A 22,891-nucleotide genomic window follows, 5' to 3' on the forward strand; every position below is an offset into this window, starting at 1 on the left:
AAAAATATGACGAAGTCGGAGTTGATCGAACGAATTGTCACCCATCAAGGGCTGCTCTCATCCAAGGATGTGGAGCTGGCTATCAAGACCATGCTTGAACAAATGTCCCAGTGCCTGGCGACTGGCGACCGGATTGAGATCCGTGGGTTTGGCAGTTTTTCGCTGCACTACCGTGCGCCTAGGGTTGGGCGAAATCCCAAGACTGGACAGTCGGTGAGTCTGGATGGGAAGTTTGTGCCTCATTTCAAGCCGGGGAAGGAGTTGCGGGATCGGGTGAATGAGGATGAGGAAGAGGGGGTTTGAGTGGCTTTGGGGTAGGAGAATGCTATGCGTGGTGTTAAGCGCGTTGTTGTAGTGATCGTGCTCTCTATTGTTGTCTTGGCGATCCTGGCTTTTGTTTTGGAAAATCAGCAAGGCGCAGTCCTTTCGTTTTTCGGATGGACCACTTTTAAGTTGCCGGTTTCTGTTCTGATGGTGTTGTCTCTAATTATTGGGCTTATTACGGGTCCTATTGTTCGCCTTCTGCTGTGGCGCGATAGCTGTTTTCGAAAATTTCATTAGGTGTGGCGGCCGAGGGTCATTAGTGGGTTATGTATACCGAGTTACGTTCATATGAAGAAAAAATAATAATGTGAAGGGGATGAGGCCCTTATTTTTTTGTTCTCAGTGATGGCGTTGTTTTTGATCCGCTTCCCCGCATAACCTATTCGATGAAGGCTGATTGTTTAGCCACTTAGAAGCTTGTCTGAGATGGTTTTTATGGTATCAATCAGAATTTTATCGTGGTCTAAATGGCATGACTAATAGAAGAGTTCGATAGGGTATGGTTTATACCCGATACAGAAATTATTCTCGCGTCTTACCTCTGCACTCGCTGGTTTTGTAGAGAAACTTTAGTGCGCGATGACGCTTTCCGTCCTGTTTTTGTACGCGTTTATCTGTGTCCATGCGTTTATTAATTTATTTTTGTTGTGTCGCTTGGAGCAGTACGTCGGAAGGGATAAGTTTCGCAGTTTTTTAATCAACGCGTATTTTTAATTTTGTGCTGTGTGTGGTTTATAAGTATTAAATGTACAGTGTGCCGCGGTTTACCGTAATCAGAACAATTAGAATGCAGAGTTTATTTCGAGTAACAAATTTCAAGTGGCGGGTGTGGTTACGCAAGGAGCACGCTTTGGAAAGTGTGAGGCGTTGAGTTGGCGCGGCTGCATGAAGTGAAAGCTATGATTGGACTGCCGCAAGGCGGGCTGGATCGATTGAGTATACAAATCGCGATGGGTGCGGAATTCGAGAATAGGAGCGCCTCATTGTCTTTACAGTATTAGATTGTTTCGAAACTTACAGGGGGGGAGGAAGCAAAAAACAGGATCGCGTGTCTCGTGGTCGAATCACCCAAATATCTAGGAATTAAGCAGTTTCAGAGCAATATGGAAGGTCGGTCTTTGCACGCTGAGCAGCTATGTCTAAATAATCTCAATCTCGATTTGAGTCGGTTGAGGCTGCTGAGGATCGACAAAGTATAGGGGCAGCAAATCAACCCGAAATCGTGCGTGGGCGCTGTGGATAGCCCTAGTGGCGATAACCCTCCGTATCATGAACGGTCATTCGTGGCCTTTTGACCGAATGTCCGTTAAGCGCCGAGGTCTCGTCGCCTTCAGTGACGCTTTTAGACGGTCACGGCGCGTAGTCGCCTTGGGATCGTGGCCGCTTATCACGAGCGGCCTAACATTTTTTATGTAGATTCATGGCAAAGCTATGATTTAATTCGTAAGGCTGCTTAGGCGCATGGGTGGTAGCCTGGCGTTCTTCATCTAGAGTTATTGCTCCAGAGCAGGCGGGAGCCGGATTCAAAAACCACCACGTGACGCGTTCGGGCAGGGCGTAGCCCTTGCTGAGCGAAGAGCTATGAGTACGTTGAAATTGTATTGTTTAATTTGGGGTATTAGAGATGCACCTGCAAAAACAGGCCAGTGTTGCCAAGTTCAAGAGTAAGGAAGCACTGATCGGGATTATTGGTCTTGGTTATGTGGGATTGCCTTTAATGCTTCGGTATAACTCGATTGGTTTTCGAGTGCTGGGTATAGATATAGATTCAACTAAGGTTGAAAAATTGAATGCAGGCGATAGTTATATTGAGCATATTTCATCTCTCAGGATTTCTGAGGCGCGAAAATCCGGGTTTGAGGCAACCGAAGACTTTCGTCGCGTTGCCGAATGTGACGCATTGATTCTGTGTGTGCCGACACCGCTGAACAAGTATCGCGAACCAGATATGAGCTTTGTGATTGATACGACTGATGCGATTAAACCCTACCTACGAGCGGGTCAGGTAATTTCGTTAGAGAGCACCACTTATCCGGGTACTACGGAAGAGGAGCTATTACCCCGAGTTCAAGAGGGTGGCTTGATAGTCGGTCAAGATATTTTCTTGGTCTATTCACCTGAGCGAGAAGATCCGGGTAACCAAAACTTTGAAACACGTACTATCCCTAAAATTATCGGGGGTGATACGCCAGCCTGCCTGGAGGTTGGAACGGCCCTATATGAGCAGGCAATTGATCAAGTGGTGCCGGTCAGTTCTACTAAAGCGGCTGAGATGACCAAGCTGCTGGAGAATATCCATCGCGCGGTGAATATCGGTTTGGTCAACGAGATGAAAATCGTTGCTGACCGCATGGGAATTGATATTTTTGAAGTTGTCGATGCAGCTGCCACCAAACCGTTTGGCTTCACTGCCTATTACCCTGGGCCCGGCCTAGGCGGCCATTGCATTCCGATCGATCCCTTCTATTTAACATGGAAGGCACGTGAGTATGGTTTGCATACTCGATTCATTGAGTTGTCCGGCGAAGTCAATCAAGCAATGCCCGAGTACGTGGTCAGCAAGCTGGTAGATGGCCTCAATGAGCATGGCAAGGCGCTGAAGGGGAGCAGGGTCTTGGTATTGGGTATCGCCTACAAAAAGAACGTAGACGATATGCGTGAGTCGCCCTCGGTCGAAATAATGGAGCTGTTAGAGGCTAAGGGGAGCTTGATCGCATATAGCGACCCCCATGTCCCAGTATTCCCAAAGATGCGAGAGCATCACTTCACACTTAGTAGCGAAGTTTTAACGAGCGAGAATCTCGCAAGTTTTGATGCTGTTGTACTTGCTACAGATCATGACAAATTTGACTACGAGTTAATCAAGTCTTCCGCTCGACTAATTGTTGACAGTCGAGGGAAATACCGTACGGCTGCGCCGCATATCATTAAGGCCTGATCTTTTGCTTGATGTGCATTTCCAGCCACTTAAGCGTTAGTGGCTGGAAACCTCTCATTTCATAAGGAATTGACCCAATGAAAAATTTTGCTCTAATTGGCGCTGCTGGCTATATAGCTCCGCGACACATGCGTGCCATTAAGGACACCGGTAACGTTCTTGCGTCTGCATTCGATATTAATGATTCAGTCGGTATCATCGATAGCTTGTCACCGGACAGTGAATTCTTCACCGAGTTTGAGCGTTTTCAAGAGCACGCGTTTCGTTTAAAACGCGATGCCGCAACGGCCCTTGATTATGTCTCGATCTGTTCGCCAAACTACCTACATCACGCCCACATAGCCGCTGCTTTGCGGATGGGGTGCGACGTCATTTGCGAAAAACCACTGGTGCCTACTAGTGAGATTCTAGATGAATTGCGCAAAGTAGAAGAGGAAACCGGTCGACGCGTCTACAATATTCTTCAGCTACGCCACCATCAGGCTATCTTGGATCTAAAGGAAAAAGTCGCTAAAGGTCCGTCAGACAAAAAATATGAAGTCGAGTTGACCTATATAACATCTCGTGGTCGGTGGTATATGGAAAGCTGGAAAGGTGATCCGCGGAAATCGTTTGGTGTGGCGACTAATATCGGCGTGCATTTTTACGATATGCTGCATTTTATTTTTGGAAATTTAGAGCGCAATGTAGTGCACTTTGCAGACGACCACAAAGCAGCGGGCTATCTTGAGTACGAGAAAGCGAAAGTGCGTTGGTTTTTGTCTATAGATGCTAACGATCTTCCTGCCTCGGTAAAAGGAAAAAAGCCTACCTATCGCTCCATTACTGTCAGCGGAGAGGAAATGGAGTTCTCAGAAGGTTTTACAGACCTGCATACCACAAGCTATCAGGAAATTTTGGCAGGGCGGGGTTATGGAATTGAAGATGCCCGGCATTGTGTGAAAACGGTCGAAGATATTCGTGCCGCAAAAGTGGTTCCTGCTTCACTTGGAGAGGGCCATTCGGCACTTGCAAGTTTAATTCGCTAACTGTGCATTCATTGGGCGGTCGTTGATGACCGCCATTTATAACTCTGTATTTTCAAAAACGCGTGAATGAATATCACGAGCACTTTCAACGATTCGATAGCTCGATAATTTGAGATATAGACTGCTCGTAATTAAGGATTTTGCCCTTCGTTATACAGAACTGTCTGATGTGGCCTTTGTTCATATTTTGATCTTCAATGCACTCGGCTATCCGGACAAATTCAGAAAAGGTCAGGAAAATTCGGTTGCAAAGGTGTTGGATCGCTGCCAGTACGTGCTAGGGCCATTGAATTCCAGCTTTGTCCCATACCTTTTTTTTGCGAAAACTCCTTTTTCGATGGTAAATTGCTCTGTTTAGTTAGCCGCTTTCTGAGTGAGGCTGGGTCCCTTGATTGCGCCCAGTTCGTAGCTCGATTAAAAAGAATTGCTCGTCTCCAATCGTAAATGACCATCAGGTGTTATCTATGCCGCACTATCAACACCCTTCCGCCATTATCGATCCTGGCGCCCAGATCGGTGACTCGTCAAGAATTTGGCATTTTGTCCATGTTTGCGCGGGTGCGCGCATTGGTGAAGGGGTGTCGTTAGGGCAGAACGTGTTTGTCGGAAACAAAGTTATAATCGGCAACCACTGCAAGATCCAAAATAATGTTTCTGTCTACGATAACGTTACGTTGGAGGAAGGCGTCTTTTGTGGACCGAGCATGGTGTTCACCAACGTTTATAATCCACGATCACTGGTTGAAAGAAAAAGTGAGTATCGAGACACTCTCGTAAAAAAGGGAGCGACGTTAGGCGCGAATTGCACGATCGTATGTGGTGTGACGATTGGTGCGTTTTCGTTTGTGGGGGCCGGAGCTGTTGTCAACAAAAATGTGCCCGACTACGCGTTGGTGGTTGGCGTTCCGGCTCGCCAGATTGGTTGGATGAGTGAGTTTGGCGAGCAGCTTGACCTTCCAGTCAATGGTACAGGTGAGGCGATTTGCATTCATACGAGGGCACGCTATGTGTTAGCGGGCGAGCGCGTTAACAAGGTGGAAGTGGGCCATGATTGAATTTATCGATCTGAAGAAGCAGCAGTCACGCATCAAAAGCAACATCGATCGAGCGATCGCAAAGGTACTGGACCACGGCCAGTATATTCTTGGGCCAGAGGTTTCGGAGTTGGAGACACAGCTCGCGAAGTTTGTAGGGGTGGAATATTGCATTACCTGCGCTAATGGTACTGACGCCCTTCAAATCGTTCAAATGGCTATGAATATTGGGCCTGGGGATGAAGTAATTACCCCTGGATTTACCTACATTGCTACCGCTGAAACTGTGGCTCTCTTGGGTGCCAAGCCAGTCTATGTAGACATAGATCCGCGTACTTATAACCTTGATCCTGGAAAGCTAGAAGCCGCCATTACACCCAAGACTAAGGCCATTATCCCAGTTTCACTTTACGGGCAGTGTGCCGACTTCGATGCGATTAACGAGATCGCCCAGCGTTATGGTATTCCGGTGATTGAGGATGCTGCGCAAAGCTTTGGTGCTACGTATAAGGGGCGTAGATCTTGTGGTTTATCCAACGTTGCCTGCACCAGCTTCTTTCCCAGCAAGCCGTTAGGGTGCTACGGGGATGGTGGCGCAATCTTTACCAATGACGGGGAACTGGCAAGCGTCATGAGGCAGATAGCGCGGCATGGACAAGATCGTCGCTACCATCACGTACGTGTAGGAGTAAATAGCCGGTTGGATACTATACAAGCCGCTATTCTTTTAGAGAAGCTCAGTATTTTTGAAGAAGAAATATCACTTCGTACTGCCGTTGCGGAAAACTATGAACGGTTGCTGAGGGCAGTGGGAGTCGAAGGCTTACCGTTCATTGCTGAAGGCAATACTAGTGTATATGCGCAGTACACTTTATGCGTTGAAAACCGAGACAACTTGCAGTTAAGTCTCAAAGAAAAGGGTATCCCAACGGTTGTTCATTATCCTATTCCTGTGAATCAACAGCCCGCGGTAGCGGATATATCCGTTGATTTGCCTGTAGGTGACAAAATTGCTAAGTGTGTAGTGAGCCTACCCATGCATCCCTACCTGACACACGAGCAACAACTGTCGGTTGTGTCTGCTTTGGCAGGCGAATGGCGTTGATCTCTAAATATCTACCGAAGGGGGCATTTGCACGTAATGTGCTGACCCTCATGACTGGCACAACGTTGGCCCAAGCAATCCCTATCGCTGTGAGCCCGATACTCACTCGGCTTTATAGTCCGAGTGAGTTTGGAGTTTTCGCTGTTTATCTGGCTATTGTTTCTGTACTGGCAATCTTGGCTACCGGCAGATATGAACTCGCCATCATGGTGCCCAAAAAAGACCGTGATGCTGCTGCGCTGGTAATTGTAGCCTTTTCTTTAAGTGTCTTAGTAAGTCTGGCTATATTGGTAGTCATACTTATTTTCAATGAGCAGATAGCCCGGATTTTGAAGATTGTTGAATACCGACGCTGGCTCTATTGGATCCCGTTGAGCGTTGTTTTGACTGCTGGCTACCAAAGCCTGAATTACTGGAGTAATCGTAGAGGCTATTACCGTAGGATGTCTTCTACTCGTATGGCGCAGAGCGCAGGGATGTCGGCAGTACATGTCGGTGCTGGGTATGCCGGAAGAGGTATGTTGGGTCTTATAGTAGGTGCTGTCGTAGGTCAATTGGTTGCTTTTTGCTTGCTGCTTTGGAGTGTGCGGGGAATAGATCAATCTAGCTTTAAAAAATTGAGCGGAGCAAAGTTATTATCGGTTTCCAGGCGCTATATTGATTTTCCAAAATTTTTGGTTATTGCTCATAGTTTAAATATTGCTTCGTTTCAATCGCCAGTCATGCTGTTGGGTTCGATTTTTGGAGCGGGCGCTGCCGGATATTTTATGTTGACTCAGCGTGTGATTGGGGCTCCTATGAGCATTGTAGCCGGCGCCATTGGTGATGTATTTCGACAGCAAGCAAGCGAAGCGTACAGTCGAACTGGTAGTTGTCGAGAGATATACAAGAAAACTTTTTTTCGTCTGTTGTCCGTGGCGGTTATACCCTTCTGCATGTTTTTTTTTGTGGCGCCAGGCTTCTTTGCCCTCGTGTTTGGGGAGGCATGGAGAGCGTCGGGGGAGTATGCCCAGATTCTTATTCCGATGTTCTTTGTACAATTTATTACTAGCCCTTTAAGCTCTATGTTTATGATAGCGCAAAGACAAAAAATTGATCTACTTTGGCAAATATCACTATTCGCGTCGGTGTTGATTGTTTTTGGGGTAGGGTATTTTTTTGATAGTTTGATTCTTGGGCTATACTTGTTTAGTGCGGCATATACTTGTATGTACGCCGTCAATGGATTCGTGTCGTTCAAACTGTCTGGGGGATCTAGGTGAGGGCCAAGATAGCATGACACTATCATCACTGTGCTCCCGAGTTGCCACCGTGCGAAGGGAGTTAAGCTTTTATCTTGAAGTGGGTAGCATTCCCGTTTCGCGATCTGCTGGCGTACTTTATCGTGGTGCGAAACGTTCTGAAATTTTTCGTTTCCGCGAGTTCTATCTGACTCATAATCCGGAAGGGACATTTGGTTGTTTTCGACTTCTATTATGCCTAATGACTTGCCCGAAATTAGTGGTTGTTGCATGTTCAGTAGAACAAAAAAAATTGATCGGTGTTGATTTTTTTTATTTTAACGAACGAGACCTTGAGGAGCTTACCGTTCACGAGGGTTTTATCGGTGTGGCAAGGTGTTTTGAGGGTAGAGGTATTGCCACCAGTATGCGTTTTTTAGCGAAGTTGCATTTTGCCAGTGCAGGTATTTCCGGAATCTCATCGCGGATATCAAAAGATAACTTTGCATCTATGGCCTCCGCGCGGAAGGCAGGGTTTAAACCAGTGTGCCTGGGGGCGGAAAATGAAAAAACCAATGATGAGTATTACCTTGTCTGTGACTTGGAATCGGTGAAATGAGTTTAGTGCGAGAACAATATCGTCAGCTTTGTGCCGTTGAAACGTCGATTCCTATATTCAGCCAAGCGTGGTGGCTTGATGCAGTGGCACATGAAAATTGGGACGTAGTAGTATGCGAAAAAGACGGCAAAATAATTGCCAGCATGCCCTTTATTATTAAAAGAAAACTTTTTGTTTCTATTGTAACTATGCCTGTTCTCACTCAGCACTTGGGGCCTTGGTTTAGAGCTACCGAAGACAAGGAATCCAAGCGCTTAGGAAGAGAAAAAGATTTAATGACTGAGTTGATCTCAAAACTGCCTCGCTATGATCATTTCTCTGCAAGCTGGAGTTATAAGGTTGCTAATTGGTTGCCGTTCTATTGGGCAGGTTTCCGGCAAACGACGCGTTATACTTACGTATTAGATGGGTTGGACAATTTTGATGCGTTATGGCATCAGTTTCAACAGAATATTCGCGGGGATATTCGGAAGGCACAAAGCCGTTTTTCGCTTAAAGTTAGAACTGACTTATCTGTAGAAGACTTTTTGGCTCTTAATGAGATGGTCTATCAGAGACAGGGATTGTCAGTGCCTTATTCCGATGATGTTGTCAAAAAAATTGATGATGCGTGTGCCAGTCGTTCGTCCAGGGCAATAGTGATCGCTGAGGATGACCAAGGGCGGCATCATGCTGGTGTTTATATTGTATGGGATCAACATAGTGCCTACTACATCATGGGTGGCGGCGACCCTGATCTAAGAAACAGCGGCGCTACAAGCTTATGCATGTGGGAGGCGATAAAGCTTTGCTCTGGCGTCACTGAAAGATTTGATTTCGAAGGTTCGATGATGGAACCTGTTGAGCGCTTCTTTCGGGCCTTCGGTGCCTCCCAGAGGCCATATTTTTCGATCAGCAGAACGCCTTCGAAGCTGCTTAGGCTTTATTTCTTCCTGCAAGATCTAAGAGGGAAAGCCTGATGAACCTATCCGGCTGGCCTGGTGTTGCCGCGCGGCGTTGGATTGAGCAAATTCTACTCGAACGAATGGGTTACCCGTTTGAATTGACATCGACAGACGGTGCTGAACTTAAGCTTAGTTTGCCTGGCTTTCAGGGATTTATCCAATTTGAGTGTGATCCTGGGACCTTCAATCGTAATGACTCTGCGCTACCTTGTGTGAGCTGGGGTGCTGTGAAAGAAGGCTGGATACCTCCAGGCGGTCAGAACCTTCCTGTGCCTGGCAAGCACACTCTTCGGGTGCCCTTGATTCAAAAAGAAAGCTTTGGTTTTGTGGTCCATTATGACTTGTTGGGGATGGTCTACTGGATTTTATCCCGCAGTGAGGAAGTAGGGCGTTCCGATTTAGACGAGCATGAACGGTTCTCTGCAAGGAACTCTCATGCAATGAAGTATGATTATCTAGAGCGTCCCATTGTTGATGAGTGGCTTTCGATCTTACGAGATATAATTTGTATTAATTGGCCTGAATTAAAGTTGTTGAAGCATAAGTTTTCAATGAGGGTTTCTCACGATGTGGATGAACCTAGCCGGTATGCGTTCCGTTCTTTATCCCGGTGGCTTCGGGCAATCGGTGGGGATATCATCAAGCGAAGAGATGTTGGCGGTGTTCTTAAAGCGCTCATTGTAAAGTTTACTAGTCGAAAAAGCCTCAGTTCTTTAGATCCTGCAAACACGTTTGATTGGATAATGGCCCAGTCCGAAAAAGAAGGGATCGCCAGTGCCTTCTATTTTATTTGCGGCAGAACTGACTTAACTCGAGATGCTGACTATGAGTTAGAGCATCCTGCTATTCGTGAATTGTTGCGCAGGATCAACAAGCGGGGGCATGAGATTGGGCTTCATCCTAGCTACAATTCCTATCTCTCAAATTCTGTAATACTCGGGGAGGTAGCACGACTACGAAGGGTTTGCTTGGAGGAAGGGATCGTACAAGCAGCCTGGGGTGGGCGTATGCATTTTTTGCGTTGGAGTCAGCCGGCGACGTTGAGAGCCTGGGATGAGGCTTCCATGTCCTACGATAGTACGCTGGGATATGCTGAGTTAGTTGGTTTTCGCTGTGGTACTTGTTTCGAGTATCCCGCCTTTGACCCCGTGTCACAAGAGATTTTGAACGTCAGGATTAGGCCGTTGATTGTGATGGACGTAACGCTTACGAGCACTAGCTATCTTGCGCTTGGATATGGGGATGCTGCATTTGAAAAAGTGAAAATGCTTAAAGACGCTTGTCGTACGGTGGATGGACAATTCACTTTGCTTTGGCATAATAATAATTTGGTGACTGAAGAGGAAAGGCGACTTTATTTATGGAGCCTTAAATGTTAAAGATTAAATTATCGAGTGGTCTCTATTGTGCTTTTTTGGTTGCGGTGGTCGTGGGCTATCCTGTCGTGGCTGCTGTTTCTGAATTGTTAGACATAAATAATCGACTTGCTTCGGTGCCCTACAGGGTGATAGTTCTTCTGCTTTCATTGGCAATACTTTGCACAATGGTGCATGTTCGTTTTCGATTAACGCTTTTCTGGGGCGCTTGGTGGTTGTTTTGGGGCATGTACTTGTTCCGAATTTTTCTAGACAGTGTTTTGGTACCGGATAGTTTTCCGGTTCCAGTTTATGAGTATTGGATGCAGTCAGTTTTTGTTTGCCTGATACCAGCAGTCGCCATGGCTGCAAAAGTAGATAATATATCGGAACGCGCTTTGTTATCCGGTATTGCTGCTGTTGGAGTATTAGGCCTTTTACTGACAGGCGTTGTACTCATTGCAAAAGAACAAGTATCGTTTGGCGAGCTTTTTTCCGGCCGGTTGGAAACACCCACGCTGAATCCTATTGCCTTGGGGCACGTCGCTGTGACTGTCATGCTCATAAGTCTATGTGGCTTTAGAATTGGCTCTCTGCCGTCTAAATTCACATATGGGATTTGTTTTCTGATCGGAGTCGCCGGGTTGATCGGCAGCGGTTCGCGCGGCCCTATATTGTCATTGATCGTAGTTGTGATTGCTTGGGCCATATCTAAGTCGAAGAATTTTTTGGTAATGATGGCCGCAGTTATATTTTCTGCTCCGTTATTTTTTTTGCTTATAGTTGATAGTAATAGTTATATCGTTCAGCGTGTAGTTAATGGATTTTTTGATGATTCAGGTCGTGCTGAAATATATAGGCAATCGCTCGACGTATTATTGTCTAATTTTTTTGATGGTGGTGGAGTTGGGCCTCTGGGAACTTACCCGCATAACCTTATCGTCGAGAGCTTTATGGCCTTGGGGGTAGTGGGGGGGGCGGCCTTCCTTGCTATGTTCGTTTCTGGCTGGTTTTCAGCTTTAAAAGTTATGGCGTCGGGGCGACACGTTTGGGTTGCTGTTCTTTATGTTCAATACGCCACGTTCGTGATGGTCAGTAGTTCGCTGTATATAGCAAACGTATTTTGGATGGCATTGGCGTGTGTCATCACAGTTTCCCATTCTTATAAAGCGGGGCTGGTTCGAATTAATGTTGCGCATAAGGATGAGGAATTGATATGACACTTGGTTATGTTTTTGCGAAGCTTTTAAAGAAGTTGCGTGGGAAAGCGATTCTAAATAGTTCGGTGGCGAATACCTCAAAAGTTGAATCCGGAAGTGCGTTAGTAAATAGCTCTATGGCTGGCCATTCCTTTTGTGGTTACGATTGCTTATTTATCAATGTTAGTATTGGGAGGTTTTGCTCAATAGCTGGGAGGGTGATTGTAGGAGGGGCCAGGCATCCAATGGAGTACGTATCCACAAGCCCTGTATTTTTATCGCATAAGGAGAGCATCAACCAGAAGTTCTCCCGCCATGAATACGGCTCGGAGGCCCATACGAATGTGGGCCACGATGTCTGGATCGGTGAGGGCGTGTTTGTGAAGGGAGGTGTTACAATCGGCACCGGTGCCGTTATCGGGATGGGAAGTGTAGTGACCAAGGATGTACCACCTTATGCAATTTTTGCAGGCAACCCTGCCCGTCTGATTCGGTACCGGTTTGCGGACGATGTCATTGAGGGGCTGCTGAAAAGCGAATGGTGGCTTTATTCAGACGAGAAGCTACGTGCCTCTGCGCCCCTGTTTAATGACCCGCGAGCGTTTCTGGCTAGTCTCGGTGCGTCATGAAGGTCCTTCATTTCTGTTTGTCGTGTTTTTACATCGATGACTATCGATATCAAGAGAATGAGCTCGTTCGCGAGCATGTCGCTGGAGGGCACGACGTTCTGGTTGTGGCGTCTACCGAAACTTATCTGAATAACATGTCGTTAGGCTACACGGACTGTGGTGACTATCTAGGCAGTGATGGCGCGCGGGTCATTCGTCTTCCGTATTCGAAAGTAGGACCTTTCTGGCTTCGAAAAAAGGTTCGGTCCCATCCTGGTGTCTATGAAATTCTCGAGAGTTTCAAGCCTGACGTCATTATGTTTCACGGGCTTTGCGGTTGGGAACTGCTTACAGCCGCTCGTTACAAGCGCCAACACCCGCAGGTCCGACTTTACGTCGACAGCCATGAGGATGCCAATAACAGTGCGGTTGGCGCATTGTCCTCCCTGCTGCATCGTTTTTTCTATCGCCCGATCATCCGGCGCGCGCTCCCTTGGATCGATAAAGTCTTATGCATATCTCTCGAGACTATGGATTTCGCAAAAGAAATGTACGGCTTGCCTGGTCACTCTCTTGAGTTTTTTCCACTGGGCGGTTTTGTTGCTGACGAAGAGGTTTATCTTTCGCATCGAAACAGTGCTCGAATGGAGTGGTGCTTAGACGCACGCCAGACCGTATTCCTTCAATCTGGTAAGTTTGATGAGAAAAAAAAGCTGGTAGAAAGTCTCCAAGCATTCTCTCAAATTAAAGATCAGAATTTTGTATTCCTTATTGTTGGTCGCGTGCATGAATCAATTGAGTCGGAAGTGAGGCAGTTGTCGGCTAAAGATGATCGCGTTCGATATTTAGGTTGGAAAACCGCCGATGAATTGTATCGGTTGCTATGTGGTGCGGATGTTTACATCCAGCCTGGAAGTCAGTCAGCAACTATGCAGATGAGCTTGTGCGCGCGGTGTCCGGTAGTCATTGCGGACGTGCCCAGTCATCGGCCATTTGTTGACGGTAACGGCTGGAAAGTTTCTACACTGGAGCAACAAATTTCGGTGTTTAAAGAAGTAGAAAATAACCCGGGTGCCTTGAGTAATATGTCAATTCGCTCATTTGAAATTGCATCAGAGCTTTTGGACTATCAGCGTATGGCCAAGCGTATCCTGATTTAATATGGAAGCTTTATGAAAAATTATCAGATATGCACCCAGTGCATTATGGATACTAGTGATCCAAAAATTTCTTTTGATGATCAAGGCGTTTGTGATTACTGCAATAATTTCAAGTCCGCCATTCAGCCAAATTGGCACACCGATGGGCGCGGTGAAAAGGAGCTGATGGCTCTTGCTGAAAAGATTAAGGCAAACGGTAAGGGAAAGGACTTCGATTGTATTATTGGTCTCAGCGGTGGACTTGATAGCTCTTATGCTGCTTATATAGCAAAAGAAAAAATGGGCCTCCGACCTTTATTGTTTCACGTTGATGCAGGCTGGAATACGGACCAAGCGGTAGGTAATATCGAGAAGTTGGTAGATGGTATGGGGCTTGATCTCTATACCGACGTCATCAACTGGGAGGAAATGAAAGATCTTCAAACTGCTTTCTTCCGGTCCCAAATTCCTGACCAAGATATGCCACAGGACGCTGCTTTTTTTTCAGGCCTGTACAAGTTTGCACGTCAGCACCGTATCAAGTACGTGTTGACCGGCGCCAACTATTCTACCGAGTGTTGTAGGGAGCCAGAGGAGTGGGGCGCCTATCCTGGTGTCGACAAGACGTTGTTTCGGGATATTCATCAGCGGTTTGGTTCGCGTAAACTCAAGTCGTTTCCATTGACGGATATTTTTGTTTACAAAATTCTTTACCAGCGTTTATTGGGAATGCAAGTAGTTAAGCCGTTAAACCTTGTTCCATATATAAAGCAGGATGCAGAGGCGACGCTGGAGCGATTGTATGGCTGGAAAAAATTTCAGCATAAGCACCACGAATCTCGGTTTACTCGTTTTTACGAAGACTATTGGATGCCACGCAAGTTCGGATATGAGAAGCGTCGCGCCCATTTTTCCAGCCTGATCATGACCGGTCAGATGACCAGAGACGAGGCAGTTCAGCGGATTGCCAAGCCTGAGCTGGAGGAGCAATTCCTTCAGAGCGAATTTGAGTATGTGGCCAATAAACTCGACCTAACAGTTGACCAACTCCAGGAAATTTTCGAAGGCGAGAACAAAACTTTCCACAGTTACCGAAATAAGCGCTTCCTCATCGGTATAGGTTCGCGTGTAATGAGCGCACTGGGTTTGGAGAGAAGGCTGTTCAGATGATCACTATCATCAATTATGGGCTAGGTAATATTCAGGCGTTTGTAAACGTCTATCGGCGGTTGCATATTCCCGTTTGTGTAGCAACGAACGCTGAAGAGCTGAAGGGTGCATCCCGCTTGATTCTTCCTGGTGTGGGTGCTTTTGATCACGCCATTGAAAAGCTTGATGCCTCTGGTATGCGGCCGGCGTTGGAACATATGGTGCGGGAACAACGCGTGCCTGTACTGGGGATCTGTGTTGGCATGCAGATTCTCGCCAGCGGCAGTGATGAAGGTAAGCTACCTGGCCTTGGTTGGGTCTCTGGACGAGTCAAGGGATTTGCTACGGTTCCCGATCTCCAAGGACTGCCTCTCCCTCATATGGGATGGAATGACGTGCAGCCGATAAACGGTTCGCCGCTATTTAGGGGGATTGAAGATGACGCTCGGTTCTATTTCCTTCACTCCTTCTATTTCGATTGTGAGGGTGGCTCTGCTGGCATAGCCTCAGCGTCCTACGGGCGAGATTTTGTCTGCGCCGTCGCCGAAAATAACGTTTTTGGCGTGCAGTTCCATCCAGAGAAGAGTCATCACTTTGGTACTACTCTTTTGAAAAACTTCGCGGAATTTTGAGATGCTCAGGCCCAGAATTATTCCATGTTTGTTGATCCAGGACGGCGGATTGGTTAAAACCGTTCGTTTTAAGGATCCAAAATATGTTGGGGATCCTATCAATGCCGTGAAGATCTTCAATGAAAAAGAAGCGGACGAACTGATAGTCCTTGATATAGACGCCACCACAAAAGGCAAAGAACCAAATTATAAGCGAATTGCCCATTTAGCAGCAGAGTGCCGGATGCCACTGTGCTACGGAGGTGGCATCCGTACCGCTGAGCAGGCCAAGGCAATCATTAGCCTTGGTGTAGAGAAGGTTGCGATCAGCGCCTCTGCAGTGGAGAACCCTCAGCTTGTTTCGCGTATTGCCGAAGAAATTGGCACGCAGAGCGTGGTGGTCGTTCTTGATTACAAGAAGCGCTTGCTTAGCAAACATCACGATGTTTGGACGCACAACGGAACTGTCAATACTAAGCGAAACGTACTGGATGTTGCTCTCGAGATGGAGCGCTTGGGCGCAGGCGAGATTGTTATCAACTCTATAGATCACGATGGGCGAATGGAGGGATATGACCTTAATTTGGCGACTCGGCTCAGGCAGGCTATCAACATTCCAATTACTGTTCTGGGTGGCGCTGGCGCGTTGGAGCATATGCGGGACGTTGTTGCCGCGTGTGGTGTCGTAGGTGTAGCCGCCGGCAGTTTCTTTGTGTTCAAAGGACCTTATAAAGCCGTCCTTATCAGCTACCCGAACGATCAACAGAAGAATGAGGTTGTCTATTCAGCCTTGCGAACTAACTAATAGACAACTACATCGGTTTCAGGACTTATTATGTTTAATGGAAAAAAGCTTCTAATCTCGGGTGGCACAGGTTCATTCGGCAATGCCGTGCTTAAACGCTTTCTCAATACGGATATTGCTGAAATTCGTATTTTCAGCCGTGATGAGAAAAAGCAAGATGATATGCGTAAACGTTATGCCAATAGTAAGCTGAAGTTTTACATTGGTGACGTGCGTGATTATCAAAGTGTCCTGAATGCTACTCGAGGTGTAGATTATATTTTCCATGCGGCGGCATTGAAGCAAGTACCGTCCTGTGAGTTTCACCCGATGGAGGCCGTAAAAACAAACGTTATCGGAACAGATAATGTGCTTGAAGCTGCAATCCAAAATGGCGTCAAGCGGGTGGTTTGCTTGAGTACGGACAAAGCGGTGTACCCCATTAATGCCATGGGTATTTCCAAAGCAATGATGGAAAAGGTGATGGTCGCCAAGTCGCGTAATGTGGACGAAAGCAAGACAGTTATCTGTGGGACGCGTTACGGCAATGTCATGGCTTCGCGCGGATCGGTTATTCCTCTGTTTATTGATCAAATCCGTGCCGGAATTCCGCTTTCAATAACCGACCCCAATATGACGCGTTTCATGATGACTTTGGCGGACGCGGTTGACCTGGTGCTGTATGCCTTTAAGCATGGCAACAATGGAGATATGTTTGTCCAAAAGGCGCCCGCCGCCACAGTGGAAACATTGGCCCGTGCACTGACTATCATGGTTAACAAACCTGAGCACCCGATACAAGTTATCGGGACTCGTCATGGCGAAAAGCTTTACGAGGCACTTTTGAGCCGTGAGGAGATGGCGTGTGCCGAGGACATGGGAGCTTATTTCCGAGTACCGCCTGATTTGCGCGATTTAAACTATAGTAAGTTTGTGGAGCAAGGCGAGGAAAAGATTTCGCACGCAGTGGACTATAACTCTCATAATACTGAGCGGCTGGATGTTGAAGGGATGCAACAATTGCTTCTCAAGCTTGATTTCATGCATGCCATTCAGCGTGGTGAGCATGCGACGCCCGAGGAGTGACCATGAAAGTACTTGTTACGGGAGTCAACGGATTTATCGGCATGAACTTGATCGCGCATTTGAACGAGCGCAAGGACGTCGATATTTTACGGTTTGCCCGCACAGACAGTCTTCATGAATTACGCGATCGGGTGGCTCAAGTGGACTTCATCTTCCATTTGGCCGGTGTGAACCGCCCGGAAAAGCAGGAGGAATTTCAAGTAGGCAATACTGATTTGACACGAGCGTTGTGTAATGCAGTTGTAGCCAGTGGGCGTAAAATCCCGCTGTTGTACACCTCGTCTACACAGGCAGAGCACAATAATGCTTATGGGTTGAGCAAGCTTGGTGCTGAGAGGGAACTTGCAGATCTAGCGTCCAAGCATGGGAGCAGGGTCCACCTTTTTCGGTTGCCGAATGTCTTTGGCAAGTGGGCGCGCCCAAACTATAACTCTGCCGTTGCGACATTTTGCCATAATATCGCTCGCCAACTACCCATACAGATTAACGATCCTGCCGCAGAAGTCACACTTGTTTATATTGACGATGTAATCAAGCAGTTCATTTCAGTTATGGATGGCGGGCTTGTTGACCCATCCTTCCCGGTAATCACGCCCCAGTATCGGGTAACGGTAGGCTGGATAGCGGAACAGTTGAGCGCGTTCCGTAAGAGCCGCGAAAATATGACCACTGAGGCGGTGGGGCTGGGGTTGGTCAGGGCGCTTTATTCAACCTATCTGAGCTACCTACCTCCTGAGGATTTCACTTATGAAGTCCCCAAGTATCAAGACAATCGTGGCACTTTTGTCGAAATGCTCAAGACCCGGGACTCAGGTCAATTTTCTTTTTTTACTGCACACCCGGGAATCACGCGTGGTGGGCATTACCACCACACCAAGACGGAAAAGTTCCTGGTCATTAGAGGCCATGCGCGTTTCTGTTTTCGCCATATCGTTACGGGCGAGTTTTATGAGCTTTTCACCACCGGTGACGAACCGCTAATTGTCGAGACGGTGCCGGGATGGACTCACGATATTACTAATATTGGAGGTGAAGAGATGATTGTTATGCTTTGGGCTAACGAGATTTTTGATAGAGAGAATCCGGATACCTATGCCCTCCCTGTTGGCACGAAAGTCTGAGTGAGTCAGTAGAGAATCTCATGAATAAGTTAAAAGTCGTTACTGTCGTAGGCACCCGTCCGGAGATTATTCGCCTCTCCAGAGTGATGGCAGCGCTCGATGATCACTGTGAGCACGTTTTGGTTCACACCGGCCAAAACTACGATTACGAACTCAATCAGATTTTTTTCGATGATTTGGGTATTCGTAAACCTGACTATTTCCTTAATGCCGCAGGCGCCAGTGGTGCTGAAACAATTGGCAATGTGATTATCGCAGTTGATCGTGTACTGGCGGAGGTAGTGCCCGAAGCGTTGTTGGTATTGGGAGACACAAACAGTTGTATGGCAGTCATTCCAGCGAAGCGGCGTAAGATACCCACGTTTCACATGGAGGCTGGAAACCGTTGTTTCGATATGCGAGTCCCCGAAGAAATTAATCGGCGCATTGTTGACCATACTGCTGATATCAATCTTACCTACAGCACCATTGCTCGAGATTACTTGTTGCGTGAAGGTCTATCTCCAGACATGGTCATTAAGACAGGGAGCCCGATGTTTGAGGTGCTTACCTATTATCGTGAGGGTATCGATAGTTCTGATGTGCTTGAGCGACTGGGCCTGGAATACGGAAAGTTTTTCATTGTTAGCGCCCATCGTGAAGAAAATATAGACTCAGACACAAATTTTCTTAAACTTGTCGGCGTACTGAATACTGTAGCAGAGCAATTTGGTTTTCCGGTTGTCGTGTCTACTCATCCCCGGACGCAGAAGAGAGTCGATGCGTTGGGTGTGACGTTTCATAAAAATGTTCGCTTGCTGAAACCGATGGGTTTTAAAGATTATAATAAATTGCAGGTTAGTTCTAAGGCCGCGCTTTCGGACAGTGGAACTATTAACGAAGAATCGTCAATTCTTAACTTTCCTGCCCTGAACCTACGGGAGGCTCATGAACGACCAGAAGGGATGGAAGAAGCTGCAGTAATGATGGTTGGACTTGAAAGTGGTCGCGTTCTGCAGGCGCTTCAGGTTTTGGAGGGACAGAAGCGCGGTTGCGATCGCAGTCTGCGCTTGGTCAGTGATTACAGTATGCCAAATGTGTCCGATAAAATTGTCAGGATTATTCATAGCTACCGTGACTATGTAATGCGCGTTGTCTGGAAAAGGTACTAAAAGGAATGGCTGTTCGCGTTTTGCTTTTAACCCAATGGTTTGATCCGGAGCCCACATTCAAGGGGATGATATTCGCCCGCGAGTTAGTTAAGCAGGGGCTTCAGGTCGAAGTGGTTACTGGTTTTCCAAATTATCCCGGTGGTAAAATTTACCCTGGATATAAAGTGCGGTTACTACAGCGGGAAGTTATTGATGGTGTGTTTGTTACGCGCCTGCCACTCTACCCGAGCCATGGTCAAAGCGGTTTGGGGCGTATTTTCAACTACGTAAGCTTCGCAGCCGCAAGCCTGTTTTACGGATTATTTTTAGCAAAGCGTGCGGATGTTATTTACGCCTATCACCCACCTCTAACGGTGGGCTTTGCCGCTTCAATCATTCGTTTTTTTCGAAGAATCCCGGTAGTGTATGACGTTCAGGATATGTGGCCTGATACGCTCCGTGCTACTGGGATGTTTTCCAATGAGCGCGCTTTGAAAATCGTGTCGAAGGGGTGTAAGTGGGTTTATAAAAGTGTCGATCATATCGCTGTGCTTTCGCCTGGATTTAAACGGCTATTGATAGAGCGTGACGTACCCCGCGAAAAGATTGAAGTTATCTATAATTGGTGTGCTGAAGATACAATTACTGATAGTGACGGTTCGTTGCCTACCGGTTTCCCCGACTCCAGTACGTTCCGTGTCTTATTTGCAGGTAATATGGGGAAAGCGCAGGCGCTGGATTCGGTTCTGGAAGCTGCCAGAATTCTACAGGCCAAAAACACCGCTGTGACGTTTGTGTTTTTAGGTGGGGGAGTTGAGGTCGCGAGCCTGAAAAAGAAAGCTGCAGATTACGAAATTCATAATGTTGTATTTTTGGCCGCGGTGCCTATGTCGCAGGTCGGTAACTATCTAAGTAGTGCTGACGCATTATTGGTACATTTGAAAAAAGACCCTTTATTTACAATAACTATTCCATCTAAAACTCAAGCTTATATGGCTGCTGGAAAACCATTATTGATGGCTGTCGATGGGGATGCTGCGGATTTGGTCTCCCAAGCCCAATGTGGCGTTACAGCGCAATCCGAAGATCCTGAATCAATGGTTATGGCTGTTGATTCGCTAATCGCGGCAGCACCTATTGACAGGAAAGTGATGGCGGAAAATGGAAGACGTTACTACCGCGAAAATTTATCGCTGGAGAAGGGGGTTCAAGCATTTGCTTCAATCTTCCATCAGTTAGCACTGCGTAAAAGGCGTTGATTTTGATAATGGTTTTTTATTGTTTTGCATACGAGGTAGAAAGTGCTGAAGCGGTCTATTGATATTGTCGCCTCATTTTTCGGTCTTTTATTTTTATCGCCGATCATAGCGTTTGTTGCATGGCAGATTAGTCGGAAGCTTGGCTCACCTGTGCTTTTTTGTCAGGTACGTCCGGGATTTCGGGGGAAGCCTTTCAAGATGATAAAGTTTCGCACCATGAAAGACGCTTTTGACTCTCAAGGCAATGCGTTGCCGGACAGTGAGAGAATGACTGCCTTCGGTAGCTTTTTGCGGTCGAGCAGCCTGGATGAACTACCTGAATTGTGGAACGTCTTGAAAGGTGATATGAGCTTGGTCGGACCTCGTCCTTTGCTCATGGAGTACCTGCCCCTATATAATGCTGAGCAGTTGCGCCGGCATGATGCGCTTCCAGGTGTAACCGGTTGGGCGCAGATAAATGGGCGCAATGCGCTTAGTTGGGATGATAAATTTAAGCTTGATGTTTGGTATGTAGACAATCAAACGATATGGCTGGATTTGAAAATCGTTTTCCTTACCGTCAAGAAGGTTTTGGTAAGGGAAGGAATCAGCGGAGACGGTGAAGTGACGATGTCTAAGTTCACTGGGAATGATTAATTTTGCCTGTACTGCAGTATTGTTTAAGTGTTCGATGTTTATAGTCGTAATGATTTGTGCGGTGGAGCCGATATGGACGTGTCCAAAAGACTGATTATTGTAGGATTTAGTGGTTTCGGTAAAGAGGTCTATTGGTTGGCGCGCCGATTGGGCATCACTGTAGTTGGCTTTCTCGATGACAATCCTGCCGTGCAGGGAGTGACATATCGCGACTCCCCAGTCTTGGGCACGGTTGACAGTTGGGTCAATTATCCAGACTGTTTGTATGTGATCGCGGTTGGTAGCCCACGAATACGGAAAAAAATATATGAGAATATTGCCGCATCAGGGATGCCTCAATTTGCGACCTTAATTGATCCTGCAGCAGTTGTTAACAGCGAGTTTGTATCGATCGGAGAGGGTAGCATTATCTGTGCTGGCACGATATTGACGGTTGATATAGTAGTCGGTGCTCATGTCATTATCAATTTGAACTGCACAATTGGTCATGACGCCGTAATTCGAGACTTTGTTACTGTGGCACCATTGGTTGCTGTGTCGGGTAATGTCAAGTTATCGGAGTGTTGTGAGGTTGGGACCGGTGCGTCTATTCGGCAGGGTGTAACGTTGGGGCAAGGTTCCATGTTAGGAATGGGAGGGGTGTTAACCAAAAACGTCGCTGAGAATACCGTCTTTTTTGGGAACCCCGCAAAAGCCTTTAAAACAATAGCTGGTTGATGAGGCGTGCTTTTATGTTTGATTTAGAGAGGCGCCTGCATGTTGGTATCGTTGGCACCGGTACAATGGGCAAGGGAATAGTTCAAATTCTTGTACAGTCGGATTGCGTTGACTCCGTTTCCTGGAAAGGACGATCGTCTGAGTCCGTAACCAATGCGTTGGCAGAAATTGAACTTCAGTTTGAACGGTTGGTTAATAAAAAACGCTTGGATGCTACGCAAGCACGGCACTTCATTAAAAAAATTAAAGTGGTTCGTGATTACTCCGACTTTGAGAATGTCGAGATTTTTATTGAGGCAGTCGCGGAGGATATTGACGTCAAGCGTTTGGTGTTCAGTGAGCTTTCAAAGGTGTCCAGCGAGAATACTCTGTTGGCATCGAACACATCATCTCTTTCAGTTACCCACCTGGCGAGCTTAACAACGCATCCAGAAAACGTTGTCGGTTTGCATTTTTTTAACCCCGCACCCGTTATGAAACTCGCCGAAGTCATTGCAGGGCTAACGACCTCCAAGGCTACGGTTGCTCGCGCCCTGGATTTTGCTCGTATGCTTGGTAAAGATCCGGTGCTCGTGAATGAGGCCCCGGGTTTCATCGTCAATCGTATGCTCATTCCGATGATTAACGAGGCTATTGGTATTCTCGCGGAGGATGTTGCTACGGCGGAGGAGATTGACAAGGCGATGCGCTTGGGCGCAAATCACCCTATCGGGCCATTAGCGCTGGCTGACCTTATTGGAAATGATGTCAATCTTTCCATCATGGAAACCCTTCATAACGAAACCGGCGATCCTAAATACCGTGCGCACCCGCTTCTACGGAAGATGGTTCGCGGCAACCTCCTGGGACGTAAAACAGGACGCGGTTTCTTTTCATACTAATTGG

Annotated in this window: 23 protein-coding genes; all 23 read left to right on the plus strand. The window is 47.0% G+C overall.

The genetic code is table 11. The annotated features are described in order from the left end of the window. The first annotated feature begins 6 nt into the window (after positions 1–6). The 23 genes from ihfB (at position 7) to HF257_RS09860 (ending at position 22,887) form a co-directional block, all read left to right on the plus strand. Complete coding sequence (gene ihfB, locus HF257_RS09750) at positions 7–303, plus strand: integration host factor subunit beta (RefSeq protein WP_003218804.1); 297 nt, start codon at positions 7–9, stop codon at positions 301–303. A gap of 24 nt (positions 304–327) precedes the next feature. Continuing rightward, positions 328–561, plus strand: coding sequence for a lipopolysaccharide assembly protein LapA domain-containing protein (locus HF257_RS09755; RefSeq protein WP_185708724.1), 234 nt, complete (start codon positions 328–330; stop codon positions 559–561). Positions 562–1,948: 1,387 nt separating this feature from the next. Further along, on the plus strand, positions 1,949–3,262 hold the full coding sequence (gene wbpA, locus HF257_RS09760) for a UDP-N-acetyl-D-glucosamine 6-dehydrogenase (RefSeq protein WP_185708725.1): 1,314 nt from the start codon (positions 1,949–1,951) through the stop codon (positions 3,260–3,262). Between the two features lie 77 nt (positions 3,263–3,339). Further along, positions 3,340–4,290, plus strand: a complete 951-nt coding sequence (gene wbpB / locus HF257_RS09765) for a UDP-N-acetyl-2-amino-2-deoxy-D-glucuronate oxidase (protein WP_185708726.1) — start codon at positions 3,340–3,342, stop codon at positions 4,288–4,290. Between the two features lie 464 nt (positions 4,291–4,754). After that, entirely contained in the window at positions 4,755–5,345 is a 591-nt protein-coding gene (gene wbpD / locus HF257_RS09770) for a UDP-2-acetamido-3-amino-2,3-dideoxy-D-glucuronate N-acetyltransferase (RefSeq protein ID WP_185708727.1), read from the plus strand. Then, positions 5,338–6,429, plus strand: a complete 1,092-nt coding sequence (locus tag HF257_RS09775) for a DegT/DnrJ/EryC1/StrS family aminotransferase (protein ID WP_185708728.1) — start codon at positions 5,338–5,340, stop codon at positions 6,427–6,429. The genes wbpD and HF257_RS09775 overlap by 8 nt, the downstream gene beginning before the upstream one ends. After that, positions 6,420–7,691 carry an oligosaccharide flippase family protein gene (locus tag HF257_RS09780; protein ID WP_185708729.1) on the plus strand — a complete coding sequence of 424 codons (1,272 nt, stop codon included), beginning with the start codon at positions 6,420–6,422 and terminating at the stop codon, positions 7,689–7,691. The genes HF257_RS09775 and HF257_RS09780 overlap by 10 nt, the downstream gene beginning before the upstream one ends. Positions 7,692–7,704: 13 nt before the next feature. Next, positions 7,705–8,268: a GNAT family N-acetyltransferase gene (locus HF257_RS09785; RefSeq protein WP_185708730.1), complete on the plus strand. Its 564-nt coding sequence runs from the start codon at positions 7,705–7,707 to the stop codon at positions 8,266–8,268. Then, positions 8,265–9,227, plus strand: coding sequence for a GNAT family N-acetyltransferase (locus HF257_RS09790; RefSeq protein WP_185708731.1), 963 nt, complete (start codon positions 8,265–8,267; stop codon positions 9,225–9,227). The genes HF257_RS09785 and HF257_RS09790 overlap by 4 nt, the downstream gene beginning before the upstream one ends. Continuing rightward, a complete protein-coding gene (locus HF257_RS09795; RefSeq protein ID WP_185708732.1) occupies positions 9,227–10,591 on the plus strand; it encodes a polysaccharide deacetylase family protein in 1,365 nt (454 codons plus the stop codon). The genes HF257_RS09790 and HF257_RS09795 overlap by 1 nt, the downstream gene beginning before the upstream one ends. Next, a complete protein-coding gene (locus tag HF257_RS09800; protein ID WP_185708733.1) occupies positions 10,585–11,787 on the plus strand; it encodes an O-antigen ligase family protein in 1,203 nt (400 codons plus the stop codon). Before HF257_RS09795 ends, HF257_RS09800 begins: the two co-directional genes overlap by 7 nt. After that, positions 11,784–12,395 (plus strand): CatB-related O-acetyltransferase, encoded by a 612-nt coding sequence (locus HF257_RS09805; protein WP_185708734.1) that lies wholly within the window; start codon positions 11,784–11,786, stop codon positions 12,393–12,395. The genes HF257_RS09800 and HF257_RS09805 overlap by 4 nt, the downstream gene beginning before the upstream one ends. Further along, positions 12,392–13,534, plus strand: coding sequence for a glycosyltransferase family 4 protein (locus HF257_RS09810; RefSeq protein WP_185708735.1), 1,143 nt, complete (start codon positions 12,392–12,394; stop codon positions 13,532–13,534). The genes HF257_RS09805 and HF257_RS09810 overlap by 4 nt, the downstream gene beginning before the upstream one ends. A gap of 12 nt (positions 13,535–13,546) precedes the next feature. After that, positions 13,547–14,683: an N-acetyl sugar amidotransferase gene (locus HF257_RS09815; protein ID WP_185708736.1), complete on the plus strand. Its 1,137-nt coding sequence runs from the start codon at positions 13,547–13,549 to the stop codon at positions 14,681–14,683. Then, entirely contained in the window at positions 14,680–15,294 is a 615-nt protein-coding gene (hisH, locus tag HF257_RS09820) for an imidazole glycerol phosphate synthase subunit HisH (RefSeq protein ID WP_185708737.1), read from the plus strand. The genes HF257_RS09815 and hisH overlap by 4 nt, the downstream gene beginning before the upstream one ends. A 1-nt stretch (position 15,295) precedes the next feature. Continuing rightward, a complete protein-coding gene (locus tag HF257_RS09825; protein WP_185708738.1) occupies positions 15,296–16,078 on the plus strand; it encodes an AglZ/HisF2 family acetamidino modification protein in 783 nt (260 codons plus the stop codon). Positions 16,079–16,108: 30 nt separating this feature from the next. Further along, a complete protein-coding gene (locus HF257_RS09830) occupies positions 16,109–17,143 on the plus strand; it encodes a polysaccharide biosynthesis protein (RefSeq protein ID WP_185708739.1) in 1,035 nt (344 codons plus the stop codon). 2 nt (positions 17,144–17,145) lie between these two features. Further along, complete coding sequence (gene wbjC / locus HF257_RS09835) at positions 17,146–18,264, plus strand: UDP-2-acetamido-2,6-beta-L-arabino-hexul-4-ose reductase (RefSeq protein ID WP_185708740.1); 1,119 nt, start codon at positions 17,146–17,148, stop codon at positions 18,262–18,264. Positions 18,265–18,284: 20 nt separating this feature from the next. Then, positions 18,285–19,415, plus strand: a complete 1,131-nt coding sequence (gene wecB / locus HF257_RS09840) for a non-hydrolyzing UDP-N-acetylglucosamine 2-epimerase (protein WP_185708741.1) — start codon at positions 18,285–18,287, stop codon at positions 19,413–19,415. Between the two features lie 5 nt (positions 19,416–19,420). After that, entirely contained in the window at positions 19,421–20,653 is a 1,233-nt protein-coding gene (locus HF257_RS09845) for a glycosyltransferase family 4 protein (RefSeq protein ID WP_185708742.1), read from the plus strand. Positions 20,654–20,695: 42 nt separating this feature from the next. Further along, positions 20,696–21,289 carry a sugar transferase gene (locus HF257_RS09850; protein WP_185708743.1) on the plus strand — a complete coding sequence of 198 codons (594 nt, stop codon included), beginning with the start codon at positions 20,696–20,698 and terminating at the stop codon, positions 21,287–21,289. Between the two features lie 72 nt (positions 21,290–21,361). Beyond that, on the plus strand, positions 21,362–22,006 hold the full coding sequence (locus HF257_RS09855; protein ID WP_185708744.1) for an acetyltransferase: 645 nt from the start codon (positions 21,362–21,364) through the stop codon (positions 22,004–22,006). A 14-nt stretch (positions 22,007–22,020) separates the two neighbouring features. Next, positions 22,021–22,887 (plus strand): 3-hydroxyacyl-CoA dehydrogenase family protein, encoded by an 867-nt coding sequence (locus HF257_RS09860; RefSeq protein ID WP_185708745.1) that lies wholly within the window; start codon positions 22,021–22,023, stop codon positions 22,885–22,887. Positions 22,888–22,891 lie beyond the last annotated feature (4 nt).

The organism is Pseudomonas cremoris, assembly GCF_014230465.1.

What these genes read in the sequence shown, in the direction of transcription:
- ihfB (WP_003218804.1), top strand. Translation starts at nt 7, where the DNA reads ATGACGAAGTCGGAGTTGATCGAACGAATTGTCACCCATCAAGGGCTG.
- HF257_RS09755 (WP_185708724.1), top strand. Translation starts at nt 328, where the DNA reads ATGCGTGGTGTTAAGCGCGTTGTTGTAGTGATCGTGCTCTCTATTGTT.
- wbpA (WP_185708725.1), top strand. Translation starts at nt 1,949, where the DNA reads ATGCACCTGCAAAAACAGGCCAGTGTTGCCAAGTTCAAGAGTAAGGAA.
- wbpB (WP_185708726.1), top strand. Translation starts at nt 3,340, where the DNA reads ATGAAAAATTTTGCTCTAATTGGCGCTGCTGGCTATATAGCTCCGCGA.
- wbpD (WP_185708727.1), top strand. Translation starts at nt 4,755, where the DNA reads ATGCCGCACTATCAACACCCTTCCGCCATTATCGATCCTGGCGCCCAG.
- HF257_RS09775 (WP_185708728.1), top strand. Translation starts at nt 5,338, where the DNA reads ATGATTGAATTTATCGATCTGAAGAAGCAGCAGTCACGCATCAAAAGC.
- HF257_RS09780 (WP_185708729.1), top strand. Translation starts at nt 6,420, where the DNA reads ATGGCGTTGATCTCTAAATATCTACCGAAGGGGGCATTTGCACGTAAT.
- HF257_RS09785 (WP_185708730.1), top strand. Translation starts at nt 7,705, where the DNA reads ATGACACTATCATCACTGTGCTCCCGAGTTGCCACCGTGCGAAGGGAG.
- HF257_RS09790 (WP_185708731.1), top strand. Translation starts at nt 8,265, where the DNA reads ATGAGTTTAGTGCGAGAACAATATCGTCAGCTTTGTGCCGTTGAAACG.
- HF257_RS09795 (WP_185708732.1), top strand. Translation starts at nt 9,227, where the DNA reads ATGAACCTATCCGGCTGGCCTGGTGTTGCCGCGCGGCGTTGGATTGAG.
- HF257_RS09800 (WP_185708733.1), top strand. Translation starts at nt 10,585, where the DNA reads ATGTTAAAGATTAAATTATCGAGTGGTCTCTATTGTGCTTTTTTGGTT.
- HF257_RS09805 (WP_185708734.1), top strand. Translation starts at nt 11,784, where the DNA reads ATGACACTTGGTTATGTTTTTGCGAAGCTTTTAAAGAAGTTGCGTGGG.
- HF257_RS09810 (WP_185708735.1), top strand. Translation starts at nt 12,392, where the DNA reads ATGAAGGTCCTTCATTTCTGTTTGTCGTGTTTTTACATCGATGACTAT.
- HF257_RS09815 (WP_185708736.1), top strand. Translation starts at nt 13,547, where the DNA reads ATGAAAAATTATCAGATATGCACCCAGTGCATTATGGATACTAGTGAT.
- hisH (WP_185708737.1), top strand. Translation starts at nt 14,680, where the DNA reads ATGATCACTATCATCAATTATGGGCTAGGTAATATTCAGGCGTTTGTA.
- HF257_RS09825 (WP_185708738.1), top strand. Translation starts at nt 15,296, where the DNA reads ATGCTCAGGCCCAGAATTATTCCATGTTTGTTGATCCAGGACGGCGGA.
- HF257_RS09830 (WP_185708739.1), top strand. Translation starts at nt 16,109, where the DNA reads ATGTTTAATGGAAAAAAGCTTCTAATCTCGGGTGGCACAGGTTCATTC.
- wbjC (WP_185708740.1), top strand. Translation starts at nt 17,146, where the DNA reads ATGAAAGTACTTGTTACGGGAGTCAACGGATTTATCGGCATGAACTTG.
- wecB (WP_185708741.1), top strand. Translation starts at nt 18,285, where the DNA reads ATGAATAAGTTAAAAGTCGTTACTGTCGTAGGCACCCGTCCGGAGATT.
- HF257_RS09845 (WP_185708742.1), top strand. Translation starts at nt 19,421, where the DNA reads ATGGCTGTTCGCGTTTTGCTTTTAACCCAATGGTTTGATCCGGAGCCC.
- HF257_RS09855 (WP_185708744.1), top strand. Translation starts at nt 21,362, where the DNA reads ATGGACGTGTCCAAAAGACTGATTATTGTAGGATTTAGTGGTTTCGGT.
- HF257_RS09860 (WP_185708745.1), top strand. Translation starts at nt 22,021, where the DNA reads ATGTTTGATTTAGAGAGGCGCCTGCATGTTGGTATCGTTGGCACCGGT.